The 18,656-nt window shown below is 33.1% G+C and carries 10 protein-coding genes and 2 pseudogenes; 8 read left to right on the top strand and 4 right to left on the bottom strand.

Going from position 1 to position 18,656, the window contains the following annotated elements; all coding sequences use genetic code 11:
• Nucleotides 1-624: 624 nt before the first annotated feature.
• The 3 genes from AAHM86_RS03430 (at nucleotide 625) to AAHM86_RS03420 (ending at nucleotide 9,966) form a co-directional block, all read left to right on the top strand.
• Nucleotides 625-1,731, top strand: a complete 1,107-nt coding sequence (locus tag AAHM86_RS03430) for an efflux RND transporter periplasmic adaptor subunit (RefSeq protein ID WP_342268301.1) — start codon at nucleotides 625-627, stop codon at nucleotides 1,729-1,731.
• Between the two features lie 135 nt (nucleotides 1,732-1,866).
• Nucleotides 1,867-6,945, top strand: a complete 5,079-nt coding sequence (locus AAHM86_RS03425; protein ID WP_342268300.1) for a hypothetical protein — start codon at nucleotides 1,867-1,869, stop codon at nucleotides 6,943-6,945.
• A gap of 15 nt (nucleotides 6,946-6,960) precedes the next feature.
• A complete protein-coding gene (locus AAHM86_RS03420; RefSeq protein ID WP_342268299.1) occupies nucleotides 6,961-9,966 on the top strand; it encodes an efflux RND transporter permease subunit in 3,006 nt (1,001 codons plus the stop codon).
• Nucleotides 9,967-10,123: 157 nt separating this feature from the next.
• On the opposite strand, the pseudogene cydB reads toward AAHM86_RS03420, so the two are convergent.
• A pseudogene (gene cydB / locus AAHM86_RS03415) lies at nucleotides 10,124-11,147 on the bottom strand (cytochrome d ubiquinol oxidase subunit II).
• Between the two features lie 251 nt (nucleotides 11,148-11,398).
• A pseudogene (locus tag AAHM86_RS03410) lies at nucleotides 11,399-12,751 on the bottom strand (cytochrome ubiquinol oxidase subunit I).
• A 375-nt stretch (nucleotides 12,752-13,126) separates the two neighbouring features.
• On the opposite strand from AAHM86_RS03410, the gene AAHM86_RS03405 reads away from it, so the two are divergent.
• On the top strand, nucleotides 13,127-13,600 hold the full coding sequence (locus tag AAHM86_RS03405) for an ankyrin repeat domain-containing protein (protein ID WP_342268298.1): 474 nt from the start codon (nucleotides 13,127-13,129) through the stop codon (nucleotides 13,598-13,600).
• A gap of 655 nt (nucleotides 13,601-14,255) precedes the next feature.
• Nucleotides 14,256-14,669, top strand: a complete 414-nt coding sequence (locus AAHM86_RS03400) for a helix-turn-helix transcriptional regulator (protein WP_342268297.1) — start codon at nucleotides 14,256-14,258, stop codon at nucleotides 14,667-14,669.
• Between the two features lie 549 nt (nucleotides 14,670-15,218).
• Here AAHM86_RS03400 and AAHM86_RS03395 read toward each other — a convergent pair.
• A complete protein-coding gene (locus AAHM86_RS03395; protein WP_342268296.1) occupies nucleotides 15,219-15,740 on the bottom strand; it encodes a helix-turn-helix domain-containing protein in 522 nt (173 codons plus the stop codon).
• 486 nt (nucleotides 15,741-16,226) lie between these two features.
• On the opposite strand from AAHM86_RS03395, the gene AAHM86_RS03390 reads away from it, so the two are divergent.
• The 3 genes from AAHM86_RS03390 (at nucleotide 16,227) to AAHM86_RS03380 (ending at nucleotide 17,285) form a co-directional block, all read left to right on the top strand.
• Complete coding sequence (locus tag AAHM86_RS03390; RefSeq protein ID WP_342268295.1) at nucleotides 16,227-16,574, top strand: hypothetical protein; 348 nt, start codon at nucleotides 16,227-16,229, stop codon at nucleotides 16,572-16,574.
• 255 nt (nucleotides 16,575-16,829) lie between these two features.
• Nucleotides 16,830-17,090, top strand: a complete 261-nt coding sequence (locus tag AAHM86_RS03385) for an AAA family ATPase (RefSeq protein ID WP_342268369.1) — start codon at nucleotides 16,830-16,832, stop codon at nucleotides 17,088-17,090.
• 6 nt (nucleotides 17,091-17,096) lie between these two features.
• Nucleotides 17,097-17,285 carry a hypothetical protein gene (locus AAHM86_RS03380; protein ID WP_342268294.1) on the top strand — a complete coding sequence of 63 codons (189 nt, stop codon included), beginning with the start codon at nucleotides 17,097-17,099 and terminating at the stop codon, nucleotides 17,283-17,285.
• Nucleotides 17,286-17,713: 428 nt separating this feature from the next.
• Here the strand turns inward: AAHM86_RS03380 and AAHM86_RS03375 are convergent, their stop codons facing one another.
• Entirely contained in the window at nucleotides 17,714-18,523 is an 810-nt protein-coding gene (locus AAHM86_RS03375; protein WP_342268293.1) for an IS5 family transposase, read from the bottom strand.
• Between the last annotated feature and the right edge of the window lie 133 nt (nucleotides 18,524-18,656).

Here is an 18,656-nt window from a genome sequence, read left to right as displayed (position 1 = left end):
TATAGACATAAGTACAGGGCAGTTTAAAAGTTGTTACCAGTGGGTGGTATAAATATAGATTTAGCTTCTATCGATGTTATACCAGCCTCGGTGCAGGAAAGCAATGTTCTGAGGGGATATTTATAGATTGTAGACCCTTGTTTTGCAGGGGGTCACATCAATTCTATTACTATGACTCAAACATTTCTATATTAGACCTCTTTCGAAACTCGCTTATGCTGAGGGATTTGAAGGAGACGCGGAACACAGAACCGCAGCGTACTCTAATGTACGTGAGGATTCGAGTACCGCATCGACGTACAAATCACCAGCAGAAGTAGAGTTTCGAAAGAGGTCTATTGGCTATAATGTATATAAGGCTATACACTAGTTATGGTTGAAACATTTCCATGTTAGCTACACTACTACTTTCTGTAAATAAAATTAAAAAATTTTAAAATAATTACTTGCATAAAATAAAATTTTACTGTATATGTGACTAGAAAACAATAAAACCGTTCGCTACGGTTCTTTTGTTATCAGAAATTATACTCAAATCATTTGAGTATAATCGAAGTTGAAAATTGAAAATGAATAGATTAAAGAGAAGGTTAGCAATCTAATCAGAAATATGGTAAAATTCAAATGACCCTAGGGAAGATATTAATAAGTCGAAAATACTATATATATGGACTATTATTTGTTGCAGTATCGGTTGTTGTAGTGATAGTTTCTATCAAAAAAGTAGTTAATAGACAAGCCTCAACACAGCAAGTGGACACTCAAGCTGTCGTAATTCCTGTTGAAGTGGTTAAGGCTCAATATTCAGAGGAGACAAATGATATATTGGTTACAACAGGCAAAACCTTAGCCTATGAAACACATGCAGTTAAAGTCAATACAACAGGAAGAATTAAAGAACTTGACTTGCCTATAGGTAGCTATGTTAAAAAAGGTGATATTTTAGCGGTATTAGATACCACGCAAATTGACTATCTGATTGAACTAGCAAATGAAGAGTATCGTCTTAAAGAGAAAAAAGCTAATGCGATGAAGCAGTTATTGGATAAGAATCTAATTAGATATACAGAGTATGTGAACCATAACATAGAATACCTTGATGCTAAACAAAAATATTATACATTACTTGATGAAAAAACCAATCATTATGTTGTTGCCCCATTAAGTGGAATTGTTGAACGAAAACTTGTTACTGTTGGAGAGCTTGTTACACAAAAGGATAAAATAGTCGTTCTTTATGATATTCATATTATCAAGGTTGCGTTTGGTCTTGATGAAAGCGACTATCAAAAATTTAAAAGTGCGGGAGGGAGCTATGTCAACATCTATATTCCCGCTTTAAACTTAGCCCTTAAACTAAGTGATTTTAAAACTTCAGAAATTGCTCAAGATAAGAATCACTCAGTCTATATTGAGGCATTGATTCCAAATGATGATAATTCAATCATGCCGGGCTTATTTGTTAACGTAAATGTTATTTTCAATGGCAACAAGCAACGGATAAAATTACCAAACTCAGCTGTTTTCTTTGACTCTTATTACTATGTTTATGTTATTGAGAATAATACAGCTAAAAAAGTAAGGATTGAAATAGGTGATAGTGATAGCCAAAGTGTAGAGGTAGTTACTGGCATCAAACCGAATGACCAAGTGGTTATTTCAGGAAAGAAGGGATTGCATGATGGAATCAAGGTTTTGATTGAAGATGAGACAACTCACTCAACAATATGAAATAGGTCATAACTTATTGACGCACCGGAATCGAAACTTGACAAATTATAACAATAGTTTGATAAGTCAAGAATGTTTCAATTTTTATTTACAACATATTAATACTTTTTTTCATTGTTGGAGAACTGAATACAAATGAATAAAAAAATCCAAAAACTATACTTTCTTATGATACTGCTATTTTGTAGTTCTGTTAATGCTTTTGAGAATAATGATAATAACACAGCTAAACTTAAGCAATTAAACGCAATTCAAGCAGGTGCTATACAGGACCTGCTGAAGAAGAAACTTGAGCTTCAGGCAGAATTAGAGAAAACAGTGCAAGAATTGGAGGAATCTCAAAATAATAGTAGTAATACCTCAGATAACTCACATTCTTCATCAAATACTGGACAAAGAACTACAGGAGGCAATAATGTTTCTCCAGAACAGTATATTAGTAATAATCGTAATACTCAAGATAATGCAAGTTCTCAAATTAATTCTAAAGTATATGTAAATGATGACAAAAAGCTTGATATTGTAAAAATTTCAGATACGGCTGATTCTGTGCAGAAAACTAATCCATCACAAACTAATCAATCACAAAGTGCTATACTTGGAGATTCGAACCAACAAGAACTAATGTTAGGTGATAATAAGCAATCGAATAATCAAATTAACCAATTGGATTCAGATGGTGAACCACTGGAAACACATGAAAATACTTCGAAATTTGAACTATTGCAGAGTGATATTAAGGAAGCTGAAGCAAAATTATTAGAGTTGCAGACCAAAGAAGATGATTTGAATAATGCTTATATGGAGAAAAAATTAGCATTTGAAAAACTAGAGCAACTGCAATCACAATTGCCTAAACAATCGGAGATAAAAGATAATTCATTAAATCAGCTGCAAAATCAAGAAGTTCAAAAAAATGTGGTTGAGAATGTGGCTGGTTTACAAGGTATTTTGGATACTCAAAAAAAATTGCTTGATGATTCACAACAACAGATAAAGTTCTTAAAGAATGAGATTAAAGAAAAGAAAACAGCATTAGAACAAGCTATTACGAATCATCATACTGAACTTAAAAAGCAGAAAAATCAATCAGTTGTAGAGTTAAAGAAGGAAAAATCCACTAAAAAGACTCAAGGCAAGATTAAAGATAACTCAGTATTTCAGAATCAGTTAAAGAGTCAGTTAAAAAAGACAGAAAAAAATGCAAAAAATCAACTAGCAACACTTAGTGCAGAAAAAGATTTAAGATATAATGCGTTGAATACAGATTTACAAGCTAAATTGGCTGAAGATAGAAAATATCATGAGCAAGTTCAGCAAAAATTAGAAAAAAAGAAAGAAGAAAATAAGTATTTGCAAGAGCAGATAACAATCTTAGGTAAAGATAAGGATGGTTTGGAGAAGGATTTATTAGATGCTAGAAATAAGGCAGAAGCTTTGACTACAGCACAACAGAAAAAAGATAACGAATTAAAAGTGTTACAGGATAAGTTAGCTAAAGTGGTTAAAGCTAATGAAGAAGAAAAGCAGAAGCATGACGCAGCAATTGCAGCTTTGAATCAAGAGAAAGATGAGGCATTAGAATTAGCTAAGAAGGAATTTGAAGAAAATAAAAAGCAGTTGGAAAAGAACTTAGTAGATGCTGAAAAAAAGGCAGCAGATATGACTAAAGAGAAGGATGATGCCGTTAAGCAGCTAGCAGAAAAAGGCAAAGAAATAGAAGCTTTGACGGAAGCTAATAAAGCAAAAGAGCAGGAATTTGCAGATTTGAATAAAGCCCAGAAAGAAAAAGAAGAAAAAATTGCTGATTTGAATGCAATTTTGGATAAAGAAAAACAGGCGGTATTAGCAGAGCAGGCTAAGTTAGCTGCAGCGGTTGAAGCTCAGCAAGTAAAAGAGCAAGAGCATGCAGTACAAATGGCAGATTTGCTTAAAGAGAAACAGGCAAAAGATGACGCATTAAAAGTAGCACAGGATAAGTTAGATGAAACAGTTAAAGCTCATAAAGCAAAAGAGCAGGAGCATGAAGCAGGAATAGCAGCTTTGACTCAAGCTCAGCTAGAACAAGCTGCTCTAGTTAAAGTAAAAGAGGAGGAATTAAATAAGTTGCAGGCAGCTCAAAACCAATCAGTGGTAGAGTTAAAGTTACTACAGGATAAGTTGGATGGAGAGGTTAAAGCTCAGAAAGAAAAAGAGCAGGAGTACGAAGCAAAAATAACAGCTTTGACTACATCTCAGGCAGAGCAAGCCACTCTAGCTAAAGCAAAAGAGGAAGAAATAGCAAATTTGGTTAAAGAAAAAGAGCAATTGGTTAAAGCCCATGAAGAAAAGATTGAAGCTGTGACTAAAGCTCAGGAAGAAAAAGAAGAAAAAATTATAACTTTGATGAAACAAAAAGATGAAGTGGCTAAAGCTAAGGAGAAGTTGGAGAATAGTTTAAAAGTTGCTAATAATGAAAAAGATGCTATTCAGGCTAAATTTGATAAAGCAGAAGAATCAGAAAGGTTGGCACAGGCTGAGATAACAAATAAGCAACAGGCATTAGAGTCAGTTCAGAAAGCATTAGAAATAGAGAAGACCAAATTTAAGGAAGAAAGTGAGAATCTACAAAAAGAGATGACAGCCTTAGAAGATGGTAAGAAGCTGTTGGAAAAGGACTTAGTAGATGCTAGTAACGAAAAAGATGCTGTACAGACTAAGTTAAAGGAAGTGCTTAGAAATCACGCTTTAGATAAACAAAGATTAGAGCAAGAGAATAAGGTAGCGGTGGAGAAGTTAGCAGAAGTTAATGAAAAATCACAACAACAGATAGAGGCTTTGACTAAAGAAAGAGATGAATTGGATGGAGTGACTACGAAGCACGCAGCTACGATAGCAGAGAGGGACAAGGAATTAGCGGATGCTAATGAAAAATCACAACAACAAGTACTTGCTTTGACTCAACAAAATGATGATGCACAAGCTAAGTTAGTTGAGTTTGCTCAAATGCTTGAAGCTAACAAATTGGAAAAACAAAGTGCCCAAGACAGTATAGAAGAATTGGAGAGATATAATAAGCAGTTGGAAGAAAAGTTAGCAGATGCTAAAGATGATATACTAAACAAGGATATAAAAGCTCTTGATGATGAGTATGCTAAGAATATGGAGGTTTTAGTAAAAGAAGAAGAGGAAATAAACAAGCAAATAAAAGATATTGATGATGAGCATGCTAATGATGTGAAAGTATTAGCAAAAAAAGAAGAGGAAATAAACAAGCAAATAAAAGATATTGACGATGAGTATACTAAGGATGTAGAAGCATTAGCCAAAGAAGAGGAGAAAAGAAATAAGCAGATGAAAGAGCTTGAGGATCAGTATGCACTGGCAACTGGACAAGCCAAAGAAATATTAAAGGAGCAAGTAAGTAAGCAGAAAGAAAAAAATGAGAGTCAACGTCAGAAGGCTATGGACGCATTAGAAGGAAAAAAGAACGATATAGCTAAGAAAAAGCAACAACTGGAGGAGGAGCGTACAAAGGCTGTGAATGCATTCAAAGAGAAAGATCAGGCTGTAGCTAAGAAAAAGCAACAACTGGAGGAGGAGCGTAAAAGAACTTTCATTACATTCGCAGAACAAGGGAAGAGTATAGATAAGAAAATGCAACAAGCACAGGATGAATATAAAAGAGATTTCACTAAATTCGCAGAACAAGGGAAGAGTACAGCTAAGAAAATGCAACAACTGGAGGGGGGACATACAAAAGATTTCAATATGCTCGCAGAACAAGGGAAGAGTACAGCTAAGAAAATGCAACAACTGGAGGAGGGACATACAAAAGATTTCAATATACTCGCAGAACAAGGGAAGAGTACAGCTAAGAAAATGCAACAACTGGAGGAGGAACGTATAAAAGCTTGGAATGTATTTAAGGAAGGGAGGGATAATATAACTAAACAAAAGCAACGATTGGAGAATGAACGTACAAAAGTGAATGTAAAAGAAGATACGGTTCAGAAAATGCAACAACTGGAAGATGAATCTACAAAAACTTGGGTTATATTTAATAAAATTGATACTGATATAGTTAAGAAAATGCAACAAGCACAGGATGAATATAAAAGAGGTTTCACTAAATTCTCAGAACAAGGGAAGAGTATAGATAAGAAAATGCAACAAGTACAGGATGAATATAAAAGAGATTTCACTAAATTCGCAGAACAAGGGAAGAGTACAGATAAGAAAATGCAACAAGTACAGGATGAATATAAAAGAGGTTTCACTAAATTCGCAGAACAAGGGAAGAGTACAGCTAGGAAAATGCAACAACAGGAAGAGGAGCATACAAAAGCTTTCACTATACTCGTAGCACAAGGGAAGAGTACAGCTAAGAAAATGCAACAACAGGAGGAGGAGCATACAAAAGCTTTTACTATACTCTCAGAAAAAGATAAGATCACAACTAAGCAAATACAACAACAGGAGGAGGAACGTAAAAAGGCTGTGACGGCATTACAAATAACAGAGGTGGATGTAACTAAGAAGAAACAAAACCTTGAGAGTGGGGATACTACACAGGTTATGAAATTCCGAAGTAGTCACGTTAATCAACGAAACTCATCAGGAGTAAAAACAGCAAGTCAAAACTTAACTAAGGTGCGAAATGAAATGAAAAAGGTACAGGGGAGCAGTACACCATTGAATAGTAATAATAATAGTGTAACTTCTAGAAGCAATCGTTCAATTAGTATATCTAGTATAAGTAGTATAGGTAGTGTAGGTGATTTGACACAATCTCCTAATCCATTAGATCAGAAACGTGCTGAAACTAAGCTACTAGTAGAACAACAGAGCAAAAAAACTCCAGTTGTAATCCAAAAAGGAGAATCCCCAACTGAGGTAGCTAGTCCAGTAAAAACAGTAGGAATTGGAGCTAGTAATGTATTAAGAGAACAAGGACAGAATGGTTTAAGAGAACAGAATATTCCTCAACTTGTACCCTCAAAGCGGTCTGCAACTGAAGTAATCGATCCAGCGGTAGTAATAAAAAAAGATACTGTTGTAACTCCAGTTGTAAATGGAATAGACAATACCAAGCTGCCATCCAATACCCTGCGAAGATCAGCAAATACAACTAGAACCTCAGCTGCACCTAGAATAAGCCATGGCTACATCTCGCAAGACCCAAGACAGAGGAAAATAGGGGTGCAGGGTTCTACTAAGAATATTAGGGATTAATATGAAAAAACTTTTATGATAAAAAAATTGTTGGAACATAGTAGCTTCTTTATTGTAATAAATATTGTGGTTATACTATTTGGTATATACTCATATTTGCAGCTGAAAATTCAACTTTTACCAAACATTCCTGTTTCAAATATTTACATTTCTATCATCAATCCGAATGTAAAGCCGGACCTGATAGAGAAATATACTACCAAACCTTTTGAGGAAGTTTTTTCACATATTGATGGCCTTAAGTCGATTATTGCTATTAGTCAGTTAGGAGAGAGTAAAATAACTCTAAGTATAGCCAAAAAAGTTCCTATAGAACAAGCAATTAATCAAGTTAGAGATTTGATATTAAAAAATAAGGCTCTCCTGCCAGAGGGGGCTAAAGAGCCTATAATATCTACTGAAAGCTTTTCTGTTTTACCAATGATGTATATTGCGGTGAGTTCTAAGAACAATGTATCAGCTACTGCTGATGATATTGAGTTGATCAAAAAAAAGCTTAAATATGTCGATGGTGTAGCCAATACATCTAGTTTTGGTGTGACTGAAAAAGTGATTAATATCGATATTGATCCTGAAAAGATTGCAAAATATTATATTCCGTTAGATAGTATTCTTGCTTCGTTAACACTACAAAACAGTGATTTCTCTGGTGGTAAGTTATCAAATCAATATAAAACAGAGTATATTTCTTTTGATACAGCAATTAATAAATTGAGTGATTTTGGCGAAATCAATTTAGAAAGTAATAACGTTGCTATAAAATTAAAAAATATTGCCAGCATTACAATATCAGATAAAGAGCTACTTAGCCTTGCTTATTTTGGCATGGATAAAATTGTTTTATTAGGTATTTTTGCTAAGTCGGATGCAAATCCAATCGATGTATCAAAGAGTGTAAAGCATTTCCTAGAACATTATGAAAAAGCCAATTCCCAATTTATCTTTCAGGTTATTATTGATGATAGCCAAGATATTTTACAAGCATTTCAAGAAGTAAGAAAAACTTTGCTTGAATCGGTCTTGTTGGTGTCAGTAATTGTTTTACTGCTAATGGGATCATTGCGATATTCAATTATCGCAATTTGTGCAATTCCAGTCTCGCTTGCAGCTTGTTTTGTTATGCTGTACTTATGTGGTTTTACACTCAATGCCATAACAATGTTGGCTATAGTATTGGCTATAGGGTTAGTGGTTGACGACTCTATTGTAGTGATTGAGAATGCTGAACATTATTATCGGAAGAATAAAGATGCTTTAACTAGTATATTGCAAGCAATTTATAGTCTTTTTTTATCTGTTTTAATATTGATGTTTACGCTAGTAGTAATATATGTCCCTATTTTATTTATTAAAGGAGAAGTAGGAAAAATTTTGCAGGAATTTGCTTTGTCAGTAATTGCTTGTTTAGTAATGTCCTTTATCGTTGCATTTACCTTAACACCCATATTGTTTTTAAAACTAGCAAATAATACGCATGAAAGCAAATTTGTTCAAATTGTTAATAAGACATTGGATATGATTACATACAAATATCAGGAGTCTTTATTTTTTATTATACGCCATGCCAAAGTATTTTTATCCTTGGTGGCTATCGTTGTAGCGGCTGGTACATATGTTGCAGTTAACAATATGAAAATAGAAATTGAGCCATTTGAAAAAAAAGATATGCTTATACTGACTAACACATTTATGGTTAATACCAATTTAAGTTACATCCATCACTATATGGAGAAAATTACTAAAATAATCAAAGATAATGATAATATAAAATATACTCTGAGCATTGAAGAATCACCACGTTCAACAATTTGGTTGATATTAAAAGATAAAGCTAAAGTGGTACAAACATTGCATGAAATTGAAGCTAAACTAGCAAAAATAGCAGTGGGTGGAGATATTTCAGTGAAATTTGCTCAAGGGAAAAATGCTGGTTCAGCAAAGGGTAACGTTGAGTTAAGCTTTTATGTCAATAACCAATCATCCATGGAGAATGCTTGGCAGGCTGTTCATTTTATACAGAGTAACTCAAAAGATTTATTTACTAATGTTATAGCTATTGAGGCTTCACCTGTACAAGATTATAAAATTTGGTGTAATCAAGATAAGTTATTTAAATATGGTTTAAGTCAGAAAGATATATCAAGTACATTAGATATTCTGTTTAATGCTAGGAAGATAGGGAACTTTAAGCACTATGATAATACCTATGATGTCATTGCTAAATCAGATCCTAAATTTGGCAAAACACTAAGTAATATACAAAATATGTTCATTACAACACAGAAAAATGGAGAAAACCTTATTCAGCTTAAGGATATATGTGATATTAATAGGGTGAATACCGTTAATCAAATTATGCGTTATAATGAGCAATATTCCATTGAAGTAATTGCCACTGCTAAACATGGTATTAAATTGCAGGATGCAGTTCATTTTATTAATCAGTTAAACAGCAAGTTACCAAATGATAGTGATATTAGCTATAGTGAGCAAACGCAAATACTTATTGATTCAACATCATCATTTACAGTACTAATTTTACTATCTGTACTTGGACTCTACTTATTAATGTTTGCACGCTTTAACGACTCAATTCTATCATTGTTTATTTTAGTTGGGGGAATTCCAGCTGCTTTAAGTGTAGCATTATTGAGCTTATATTTTTCTCAAGGTGGATTAAATATATATACGCAAATATCACTTATCACGTTAGCAGGATTAATGACTAAGCATAGTGTGTTGTTATGTAGTGCAATGCATCAGAAGGGACAAAGAACTCTAAAAACAATAGTAACAGCGGCAACGTCAAGAATCAGGGCAATTTTAATTACTTCTTTAGCTATGAGTATTGGTTTGTTGTCACTTTTCTTTGATAATGGCAACTATGCTAATAGTCGTTTTCAAATGGCTATAGTTTTGGTAATAGGGATTGTTATCGGATCGATATTAACACTTTATGTAACACCTTTGCTTTATGTTGGTTTTCATCAACTGTCGAAAGTTAGAAGAGCTAGGGGGTAATAGTAAAAGCTATTAGTTTAATATATAAAAGATAGCTTTAATTATACAGGATAATGATAGCACAAATATTAGCCCCACTAAGTATAAAATTACAAACCAAATCCATTGTTTGGATTTTTGAGAAAATTGTTGAGAAATAAAAATTTTTCTCAACTTATTAATACATAGGGTGATAAGTTGATTTTCCACGGAATATATAATAACAATAAGTTGTATAACCCAATATTATTGGTAAAAGTGTTGCCGCTCCTACCAACATTAGAGATTGTGATTCTGCTGCCGCTGCCGCTGCCGCTTGCCACAGAGATATTTGATGGTACTATAAAAGGCCAAATACTTAAGATAAGCCCTAAATAGCCTAGAATAAAAAGTAAAACTGAGTAACAAAAAGGCTGAAATTCTTTATTCTTATAAAGAGTTGAAAGTAACCTAAATAATGTAAAAATAGTTAAAACGGGGATTAATGAGAGATATATAAAATTAGGCATAGTAAACCAGAATATACGAATTCTCTCGTTTAAAAATGGTATCCATAAACTTACTAAACCCATAAATAACATAACATATATTAATACGTATGATGCGGATTTACGAGCCTATATTTGGGTATTTTCGTCAGTCTTCATTATCAGCCAAGTAGCACCAAGAAGAGCGTAACCAAATACTAGAGCAATACCTGTCATGATAGAAAAAGGTGTTAGCCAATCAAAAGCATTGCCAACAAATACTCTGCCATCAATTTTAATTCCTTGTATAAAAGCTCCTAGCATAATTCCCTGAAATAATGTAGCGATGATAGAGCCAAAATGGAAAGAGTAATCCCATATGAAACAATATTTTAGAGAGGCTTTAAATCTAAATTCAAAAGCTACTCCGCGGAAGATTAATCCCAAAAGCATTATGGTAATTGGTATATAGAAGGCTGACATCAAAACTGAATAAGCTAGTGGGAATGCAGCAAATAACCCTCCGCCACCTAAAACTAACCAAGTTTCATTACCGTCCCAAAATGGTACTACAGAGTTCATCATTTTATTGCGGCAATCTTGAGTAGGAGCAAATGGGAATAATATACCAATTCCTAGATCAAAACCATCTAGTAATACATAAAGAAAGATTGCAATGACAATTAGCCCACCCCAAACTAAAGGTAAATCTATATAGGGAGCAAAATTAAGCATGGTGATATATCCTTTTACCGGTTAGATTCTCTAGTATTATAGTTGTAACCTCAACTATTGATATAAGACATCGGTTTAATAGCCTAGGGGATATTCTTGCCCCTTCGGATGTCACCCCTGCTTACCATTATGTTATCTCAGCGAAAGCTGGGATATAAAACTACGTAATATACACTATCTATGCTATTTTTAGACCCCTGCTTACGCAGCGGTGACATCACACCTAATGGCGATGATACCTAAGCTTACTATTAATTTATTACATCAATATTTGAGGTTACTATATTTGTAGTACTAGGTCCTTTCCTTATTAAAGTTATAATATAATAAATGCCTCTGCCAAATATAAAAGCATACACTATAACAAAAGCAATTAGTGAGGCAAAGATATATTGACCTAATACTGGTGAAGATACTTCAGATGTTCTGAGTATATTATATACTACATAAGGTTGCCTACTAACTTCTGTAACAAACCAACCTGCTAATATTGCTATAAAACCAGATGGAGTCATCAACATGCACCAATATTGAAACCATTTTGTATCAAATAATCTTTTACGTAAGTATAAAACTAATGCAATAACCCCAGTAATTACCATTAATATACCGATTCCTACCATTACTCGGAAGGAAAAAAATACTATTAATAATACGGGAGGTCGATTTTCTTTTGACCATTCTTTTAAACCTTTTACTTCTCCATCTAAGCTGTGTGTCAGTAATAAGCTAGCAACTTTTGGTATTTCTATAGTATATTTTGTTGTCTCTTCTTTTGTTGAAGGCCAGCCAAAGAGTCTAAGGCCTGCTCCTTTCTCCGTGTTCCATATACCTTCTATAGCAGCAACTTTTGCCGGTTGATGTTTTAGAGTATTTAACCCATGTTGATCACCAATAAAAAGTTGTATGGGGGCAACAGCTACTGCCATCAACATTGCCATGCCAAACATGATTCTAGCATGGTTAACAAATTTTTTATGTAAAAGATAGCAGGCAGCAACACCACCAATTGCAAAGGCTGTAGTTAAATATGCTGCTACAATCATATGACAAAAACGATATGGAAATGAAGGATTAAAAATAATTTCCAACCAACTTACCGGGTATAAAATATTATCTGCTCGTACTTCATAACCAGTAGGAGTTTGCATCCAGCTATTAGCTGCAAGAATCCAAAAAGCAGAGATAATTGTACCAACTGCCACGATTAAAGTGGCAGCGAAATGCATATTTTTACTGACTCTATTCCAGCCAAATAGCATAATTCCAAGGAAAGATGATTCCAAAAAGAATGCAGTAAGCACTTCAAAACCTAATAGTGGTCCAAGTACATTACCTACCTTATCAGAGAAACCTGACCAATTCGTACCAAATTGATAAGACATAACAACGCCTGATACCACTCCCATACCAAAAGTAATAGCAAAAATCTTAATCCAAAATTTATATATTTCTTGATAAATATTATTGCCAGTTTTAATCTATAACCCTTCTACGACAGCAAGCCAGCTAGCAAGACCAATGGTAAAGGACGGAAAAATTATATGAAAACTTATGGTAAAGGCAAATTGTATACGAGATAGTAGATTAGGATCGAATTCCATATTGTTACTTTGTGTCAAACCGCTTTAAAAGTCTTATTGTTTACATTCTCATTCCAATTTCGGATTAATGAAATTAATCTGAAATTGAGGTGATAAGAGACTTCTTTGATAAAAAATGCTATAGTCAATTTTATTTTCAAATGCTACCATACACTATTCGCACTAGATTGTCACGTTAATTTAACCTCATTTTCAAAGCCAATTCGGAGTCACATTCGAGTATATAAACCTTTGATTCTATTCATTCAACTTAAAAATTTTTTAAATATTGCTTGCACGTAATGGGATTTTACTGTAGTATGATCACAAATATCCGTTTAAAACGGATATTTGTGATGTAAAAACTAAATGTAAAAACTAATTGGAGGAATAAATATGACGTTTGGAACAGTGTGTAAGCAAGTTGTTGCTAAAGTACGCTATGGTGGTTTAACTACTTTATTCGATAAAAATCCATTATTTACAGCTGTAAAAACAGGTAACGTGAAGTTAGTAAACCATTTAGTTACAAAAGGTAATGTAAATAAGCAAGATCAAGACGGTAATACTGTACTACATTATGCAACAGAACATAAGAACAATCCTAATAGTACTAAGATCACTGAAATGTTATTAGAAATGGCAGCAGATCCAAATATAGCTAATAAGGACACTAATACACCATTAGACATTGCTTCTATAAATGGTAATTATCCAAATGTTCGTCTATTAAAAGCATATGGTGCTGAAATTAAAAAACCAAATTTGGTTAAGGCACAGCTAGCTAAGAATATACAGCTAGGTACGAATATAAATGATCTTTCGGACATTTTATCTATATTATTGGAGAACAAATCAATGGGTTTATAATCTGATGCTCATTTAAAAAAGATAAGTGATATTGTAGAATCCTTATATAAAGCAACAAGTCATGATTACACTACTGATACTGATTATTCATTTAATAATAAATGTACTACTATATACCAAAATGTACTTGAGCGTGGTATTGGTGCAGCGTCTGTTCCATTGTCAGGGGTAGATGATGGACTATCTTTTGATTATTAATGAAGCAAGTGGGTAGCAACTGGAAAATGGATGAAACATATATTAACCTCAATTCGATGTAAGGCATCGGTTTAATAGCCTAGGGTGTCTCAGATGTCACCCCACAACTGTTGAAAGTTAGTAAATACAGCTTCTTTATACGTCTATTAGCGAGAAGACCGTAAGGTCGACGAAGCAATCCAGTAACAATCATTTATCTATAGATTGTTTCCTAGATTGCTTCGTTTACGCTCGCAATGACGTTGTGGTATAGGTATTTGTAAACTTTCAACAGTTATGGATGTCATCCCTAATGGCATACTGAGCTTACTATTAATTTATATATAGACAAAAACAACAGCTAGAGCAGCAGGAACAATTAGAATTAACACGGAAAAAATAATGTAATTGGTATTTACTTTTTGATTATTATACCTTATATTTTAAAAATATTAATTTTATATACAAAGTATTACTTATGACAAATTTACAGGCTAGACTTAATTCGTTAATGGCTCAAAAAAACATAAATGCTATAGATATAGAGAGGAAAACTGGACTAAGTAGAAATACTGTCTATAGCATTTTGTATGGTAGTTCAAAAAATCCTAGTGCTAATAATTTACAATTAATTGCAAAAGCCTTAGACATTAACTTGGAAGCTCTTGTTATTGATAATGAAATAAACCTCGAGATACTAACTGTTGATCAGATAAAAATTTTTAGCAAAGCTACTAGTGCAACAATTAATATATTAATTGAAAGAAACTTAAGTTTCTCATTGAGAAACCTTACAACTCTAATAAAAGAAGTATATGAGTATGCTTTGAAGAAGCAGTCTGTTGATAATACATTTATAGATTGGATAATTGATAAATATCATAAACCTTAATTGTGTGATTATAAACACGGTTACAAGATAATTGTCAGATGAATAAATTTATAGTGTACTCTTCTGATCCTACGAATTGTTTTTTGAGAATATCATTAGACCTCTTTCGAAACTCGCTTATGCTGAGGGATTTGAAGGAGACGCGGAACACAGAACCGCAGCGTACTCTTAATGTACGTGAGGATTCGAGTACCGCATCGACGTACAAATCGCCAGCCAGAAGTAGAGTTTCGAAAGAAGTCTATTGATTCGCATGCGTAACTATACTATATATACGCTATGCCTTCTCACCATTCATTTTCAAATCATTTGAGTATGCCTGTCCATAGTACCCTACATTTTTCTATAATTGTCATAGCAAGGCTCTTTAGATGCCGTGGCGATCTAGGTAAACAGCGAAGCTGTTTTTTAGAGTAACGCTTCGCGTATCCTAGATTGCCGTGTTGCCGCTTTTTCGCGACTCCTCGCTAATAGACGATCAGCAGGCATTTTAATAGTGATTATATAAAAAATGTAGGGTACTATGGCCTGTCAGCAGCAACTAAAAATTCAATCAGAAGATTTACTATTGTCAGTATCTTTAGTAGGGGCAATTCTGCCAATCATTTCATCTAGTGATATTTCAAAATAATCTGCTAGGGCTACTACAATTTGACTATTTAAAGTTTTTTGTTCCCTATTACTATTAACAAAACTATGTAAAGAGTTATTACTAAAACCTATAGTCATGCCTAATTTATATAAGTTTAAATTTTGTTTCTTTACCTTATCAATCAAAAACTTCTTTATATTAGAAGTGATGTCACTTGATGTAATTTTATAAAATTCTAGACTTTCTATATTAGGTAAAGAAATATATTCATTTCTTCCTACAACTTCATCCATAGAACACTTAAAGTAGTCAGCAATTTTCAATATATTACTAATAGTTGGGTTGGCTTTCAGACATTGCATAATATTAGTTACAGTAGAATAAGGAATGCCACTTTGTTCAGCAAAATCTTTTCTTGTTAATTTTAATTCATCAAACTTTCTTTTGAGGAATTCTTGTATTTGGTGAACAAGGGCCATATACTCAGAACAATTAAAATTTAAATACTCCCACCATAGAAATATTTTTTCTTGACACCTCAAAATAACTATAATAAACTAGCAAAATAGAATGAGATTATTAAAAAAGAGAGCAGTGATTATTGATTAATTTTTAAAGCAAAGAATATACTTTGCTAAATCTCAAACTAAAAAACCAATATAATACTTAAGCTCTACTCTTAAATAAAGCTCAAGTATTATATTGAATATTATAGTTAACTGGTAAGTACTTTCAAGTTCGTAAAATTTCTAAGTACTTACTAGTAGCATTAATCAAATAGCATCAACTGCTATTTAAATAATAACCTTTTTATTGAGGTATTACTGTGATCATATACAAATTTCTTAGCCAAATCAACCCTAAATCAACTTATTTCAACCTCATTTATTTTCACAATCCTGGTAATACCATAATTCTATAATGTAAATGATATCAATCTTAGAACAATACAATGGAATTAGAATATGTATTACCCACTATTAGTCATTCTAGCATTTAGCATAATCATTGGGCAGATGTTGTTAATTCGGTTATTTGTCAGGTGGTTTAGTAATATCCAGCTAAGCTATAACAATATTATTAGCATCAGTAAAGACTTCCCCAATACCTACATTAAGGCAAAAGATGAAATAGCACTATTGCATAAAGAAATAATAGAGTTAATTACTCTAACTACTAAGAAAGAGCAAGGTATATTACATATGACGTTTCGTTTAGAAGAGATGCATATATGCATAGAAATGCTACTTAATGAATTTAGACAGCTTACTAGATATAGCAATACTACGTCACAGACCAAGGAGGAAAAATAATTCTTATAATAATCCTTGTATGTTCAAGATTCATTCAAGTATATACCCTAACTCAATATATATATAAAAATAAGAGACAAAGAGATATATTAGGAATATAATCTTCTAAATATCAGATTTATTAGGAATATATTCATGATTATCAAGAGATTTTTAAATTTAAAATTACCTGAGAAGCAATCTTGTTTTTTAGGGGGACTCGTAAAACTGGTAAATCAACATATTTAAAAAAAATGTTTTCCAAACGCTCTTTATATAGACTTACTGCAAGCAGATATATATCAAATTTATTTCCAACATCCGGAACGTTTAAGAGGAGAAATAAACGCACAAAATAAAGTATCTACTATCATTATCGATGAAGTACAAAAAGTACCTTTGCTTCTTGCTGAAGTGCATCATTTAATAGAATCAAATAAGTTTTTGGCAAATAATTCTCTACAATTTATTCTTTGTGGATCAAGTGCAAGGCGATTAAAATCAACTGGAGCTAATTTACTTGGAGGTAGAGCTTAGAGATATATGTTTTTACCACTATGTTATCCTGAACTGAAAGAACTGAATTGGCATAAAATATGTAATCATGGGCTTATTCTAGACCATTATATAGCTTCGCAGAATATTCATAAATATTTAGCTTCATATTTATATGATTATATTTTACCGGAAGTCCAGTTTGAGGCAAGTCTGATACTAATTATCTTTCAATAAAGAATTAATAGGATTAATAATCCAGTTCCAACTAGTGATAAACTTAATAATTTGAGGACTTGCTTCATATTTTAATATAGCATCCGACATTCTATTTAACACATTCTCCATTGAATGGAATAGTTTGTTGTAAAAGAACTTTTCTTTTATTTCTCTTAACAAACTTGTGGTAAAGGCTCTATTCTGGTCACCTCAAAACCCAATTTTGCAGCCTGCTTTTGAAGATTTATCACCATCGTTTCCTGGTATTGTTTTTCATAAGCTTCAATTCCCTGTTCTACATAGTCTTGACCATATTTTAACAAGTGATAAAACATACATGCCAGTTTTCTTGTTGTAGCAGTAATAGCTTTTGGAGCATTAGCTCTACTTTTTATCCTTCTGTAAAATCCTGCTAGTGCTGATTTACCTTTACCTAGGGTATATCGTCACGAGATTTTAGCCCACATTAGTAATCCCCTTAGACAAAGGCCTGCCATGTATGATTTTGTATTTTTAGCATATCTTGTTGCTATACCACGCCATTCTTTAAATTTTTGAAATGTATTTTCAATAATGTGCCTTAACTTATATAAATCCTTATCTATCTCTCTTTGAATCTTTCTGTTTCTTTTTGATGGTATTACAGGAATTATATTTGCTTGTTCAGCAAATTCTACGATGCTATTTGTGTCATAAGCTTTATCTGCTATAAGGTACTCTGCCTCTATATTTTGGGTTAATTCACAAGCTTGAGTACAATCGTTTCTGGAACCTTCTGTAACAATAATTCTGACCGGCATACCATTGCACATCCACGGCCATATGTATCTTTGTATTGAGCCCCCTTTTGTACGGCTAATCGTTTGATTCCCGCCTTTTGCCCCAAGTCCTGCTTTATGAACTTTTACAAATGTTGAATCTATCATTAACCATTCGAAATCAGGAGCATTTATAAAAATATTTAGTATATGCTCCCATACTCCATTATTGCGCCATCTACAGAATCTTCTGTGTACATTCTTCCAATTCCCATAATCAGGTGGCAAATCTCTCCAAGGAGCTCCTGTCCTAAATATCCACATTACTGCATTTACAAAGGTTCTATTATCTTTTGCAACCCCTCCTCCCCAACAACCTTCCCTGCCAGGCAAATGCCTTTGTATCTTATTCCAAAGTTCATCATTTATATCATGTCTTCTATGTGCTAGCCCTATAACTCTTATCCCTATTACTATAATTAGTATAACCAACTTCACAAATTATTCAACTATAATCTCGTGACGATATGCCCTAGGTTAAGTGCCGCCATCCTAAATGCCATACTTGCTTTATTTTGTACCTTCTTTGTTCTGGTATCAAATACTTTACCACCAGTAATTTTATTAGTAG

This window comes from Candidatus Tisiphia endosymbiont of Empis tessellata, assembly GCF_964031035.1.
GTDB lineage: Bacteria > Pseudomonadota > Alphaproteobacteria > Rickettsiales > Rickettsiaceae > Tisiphia.
Note: the sequence above shows the minus strand (reverse complement) of the source record. Positions and strands in the feature narration are given on the sequence as shown.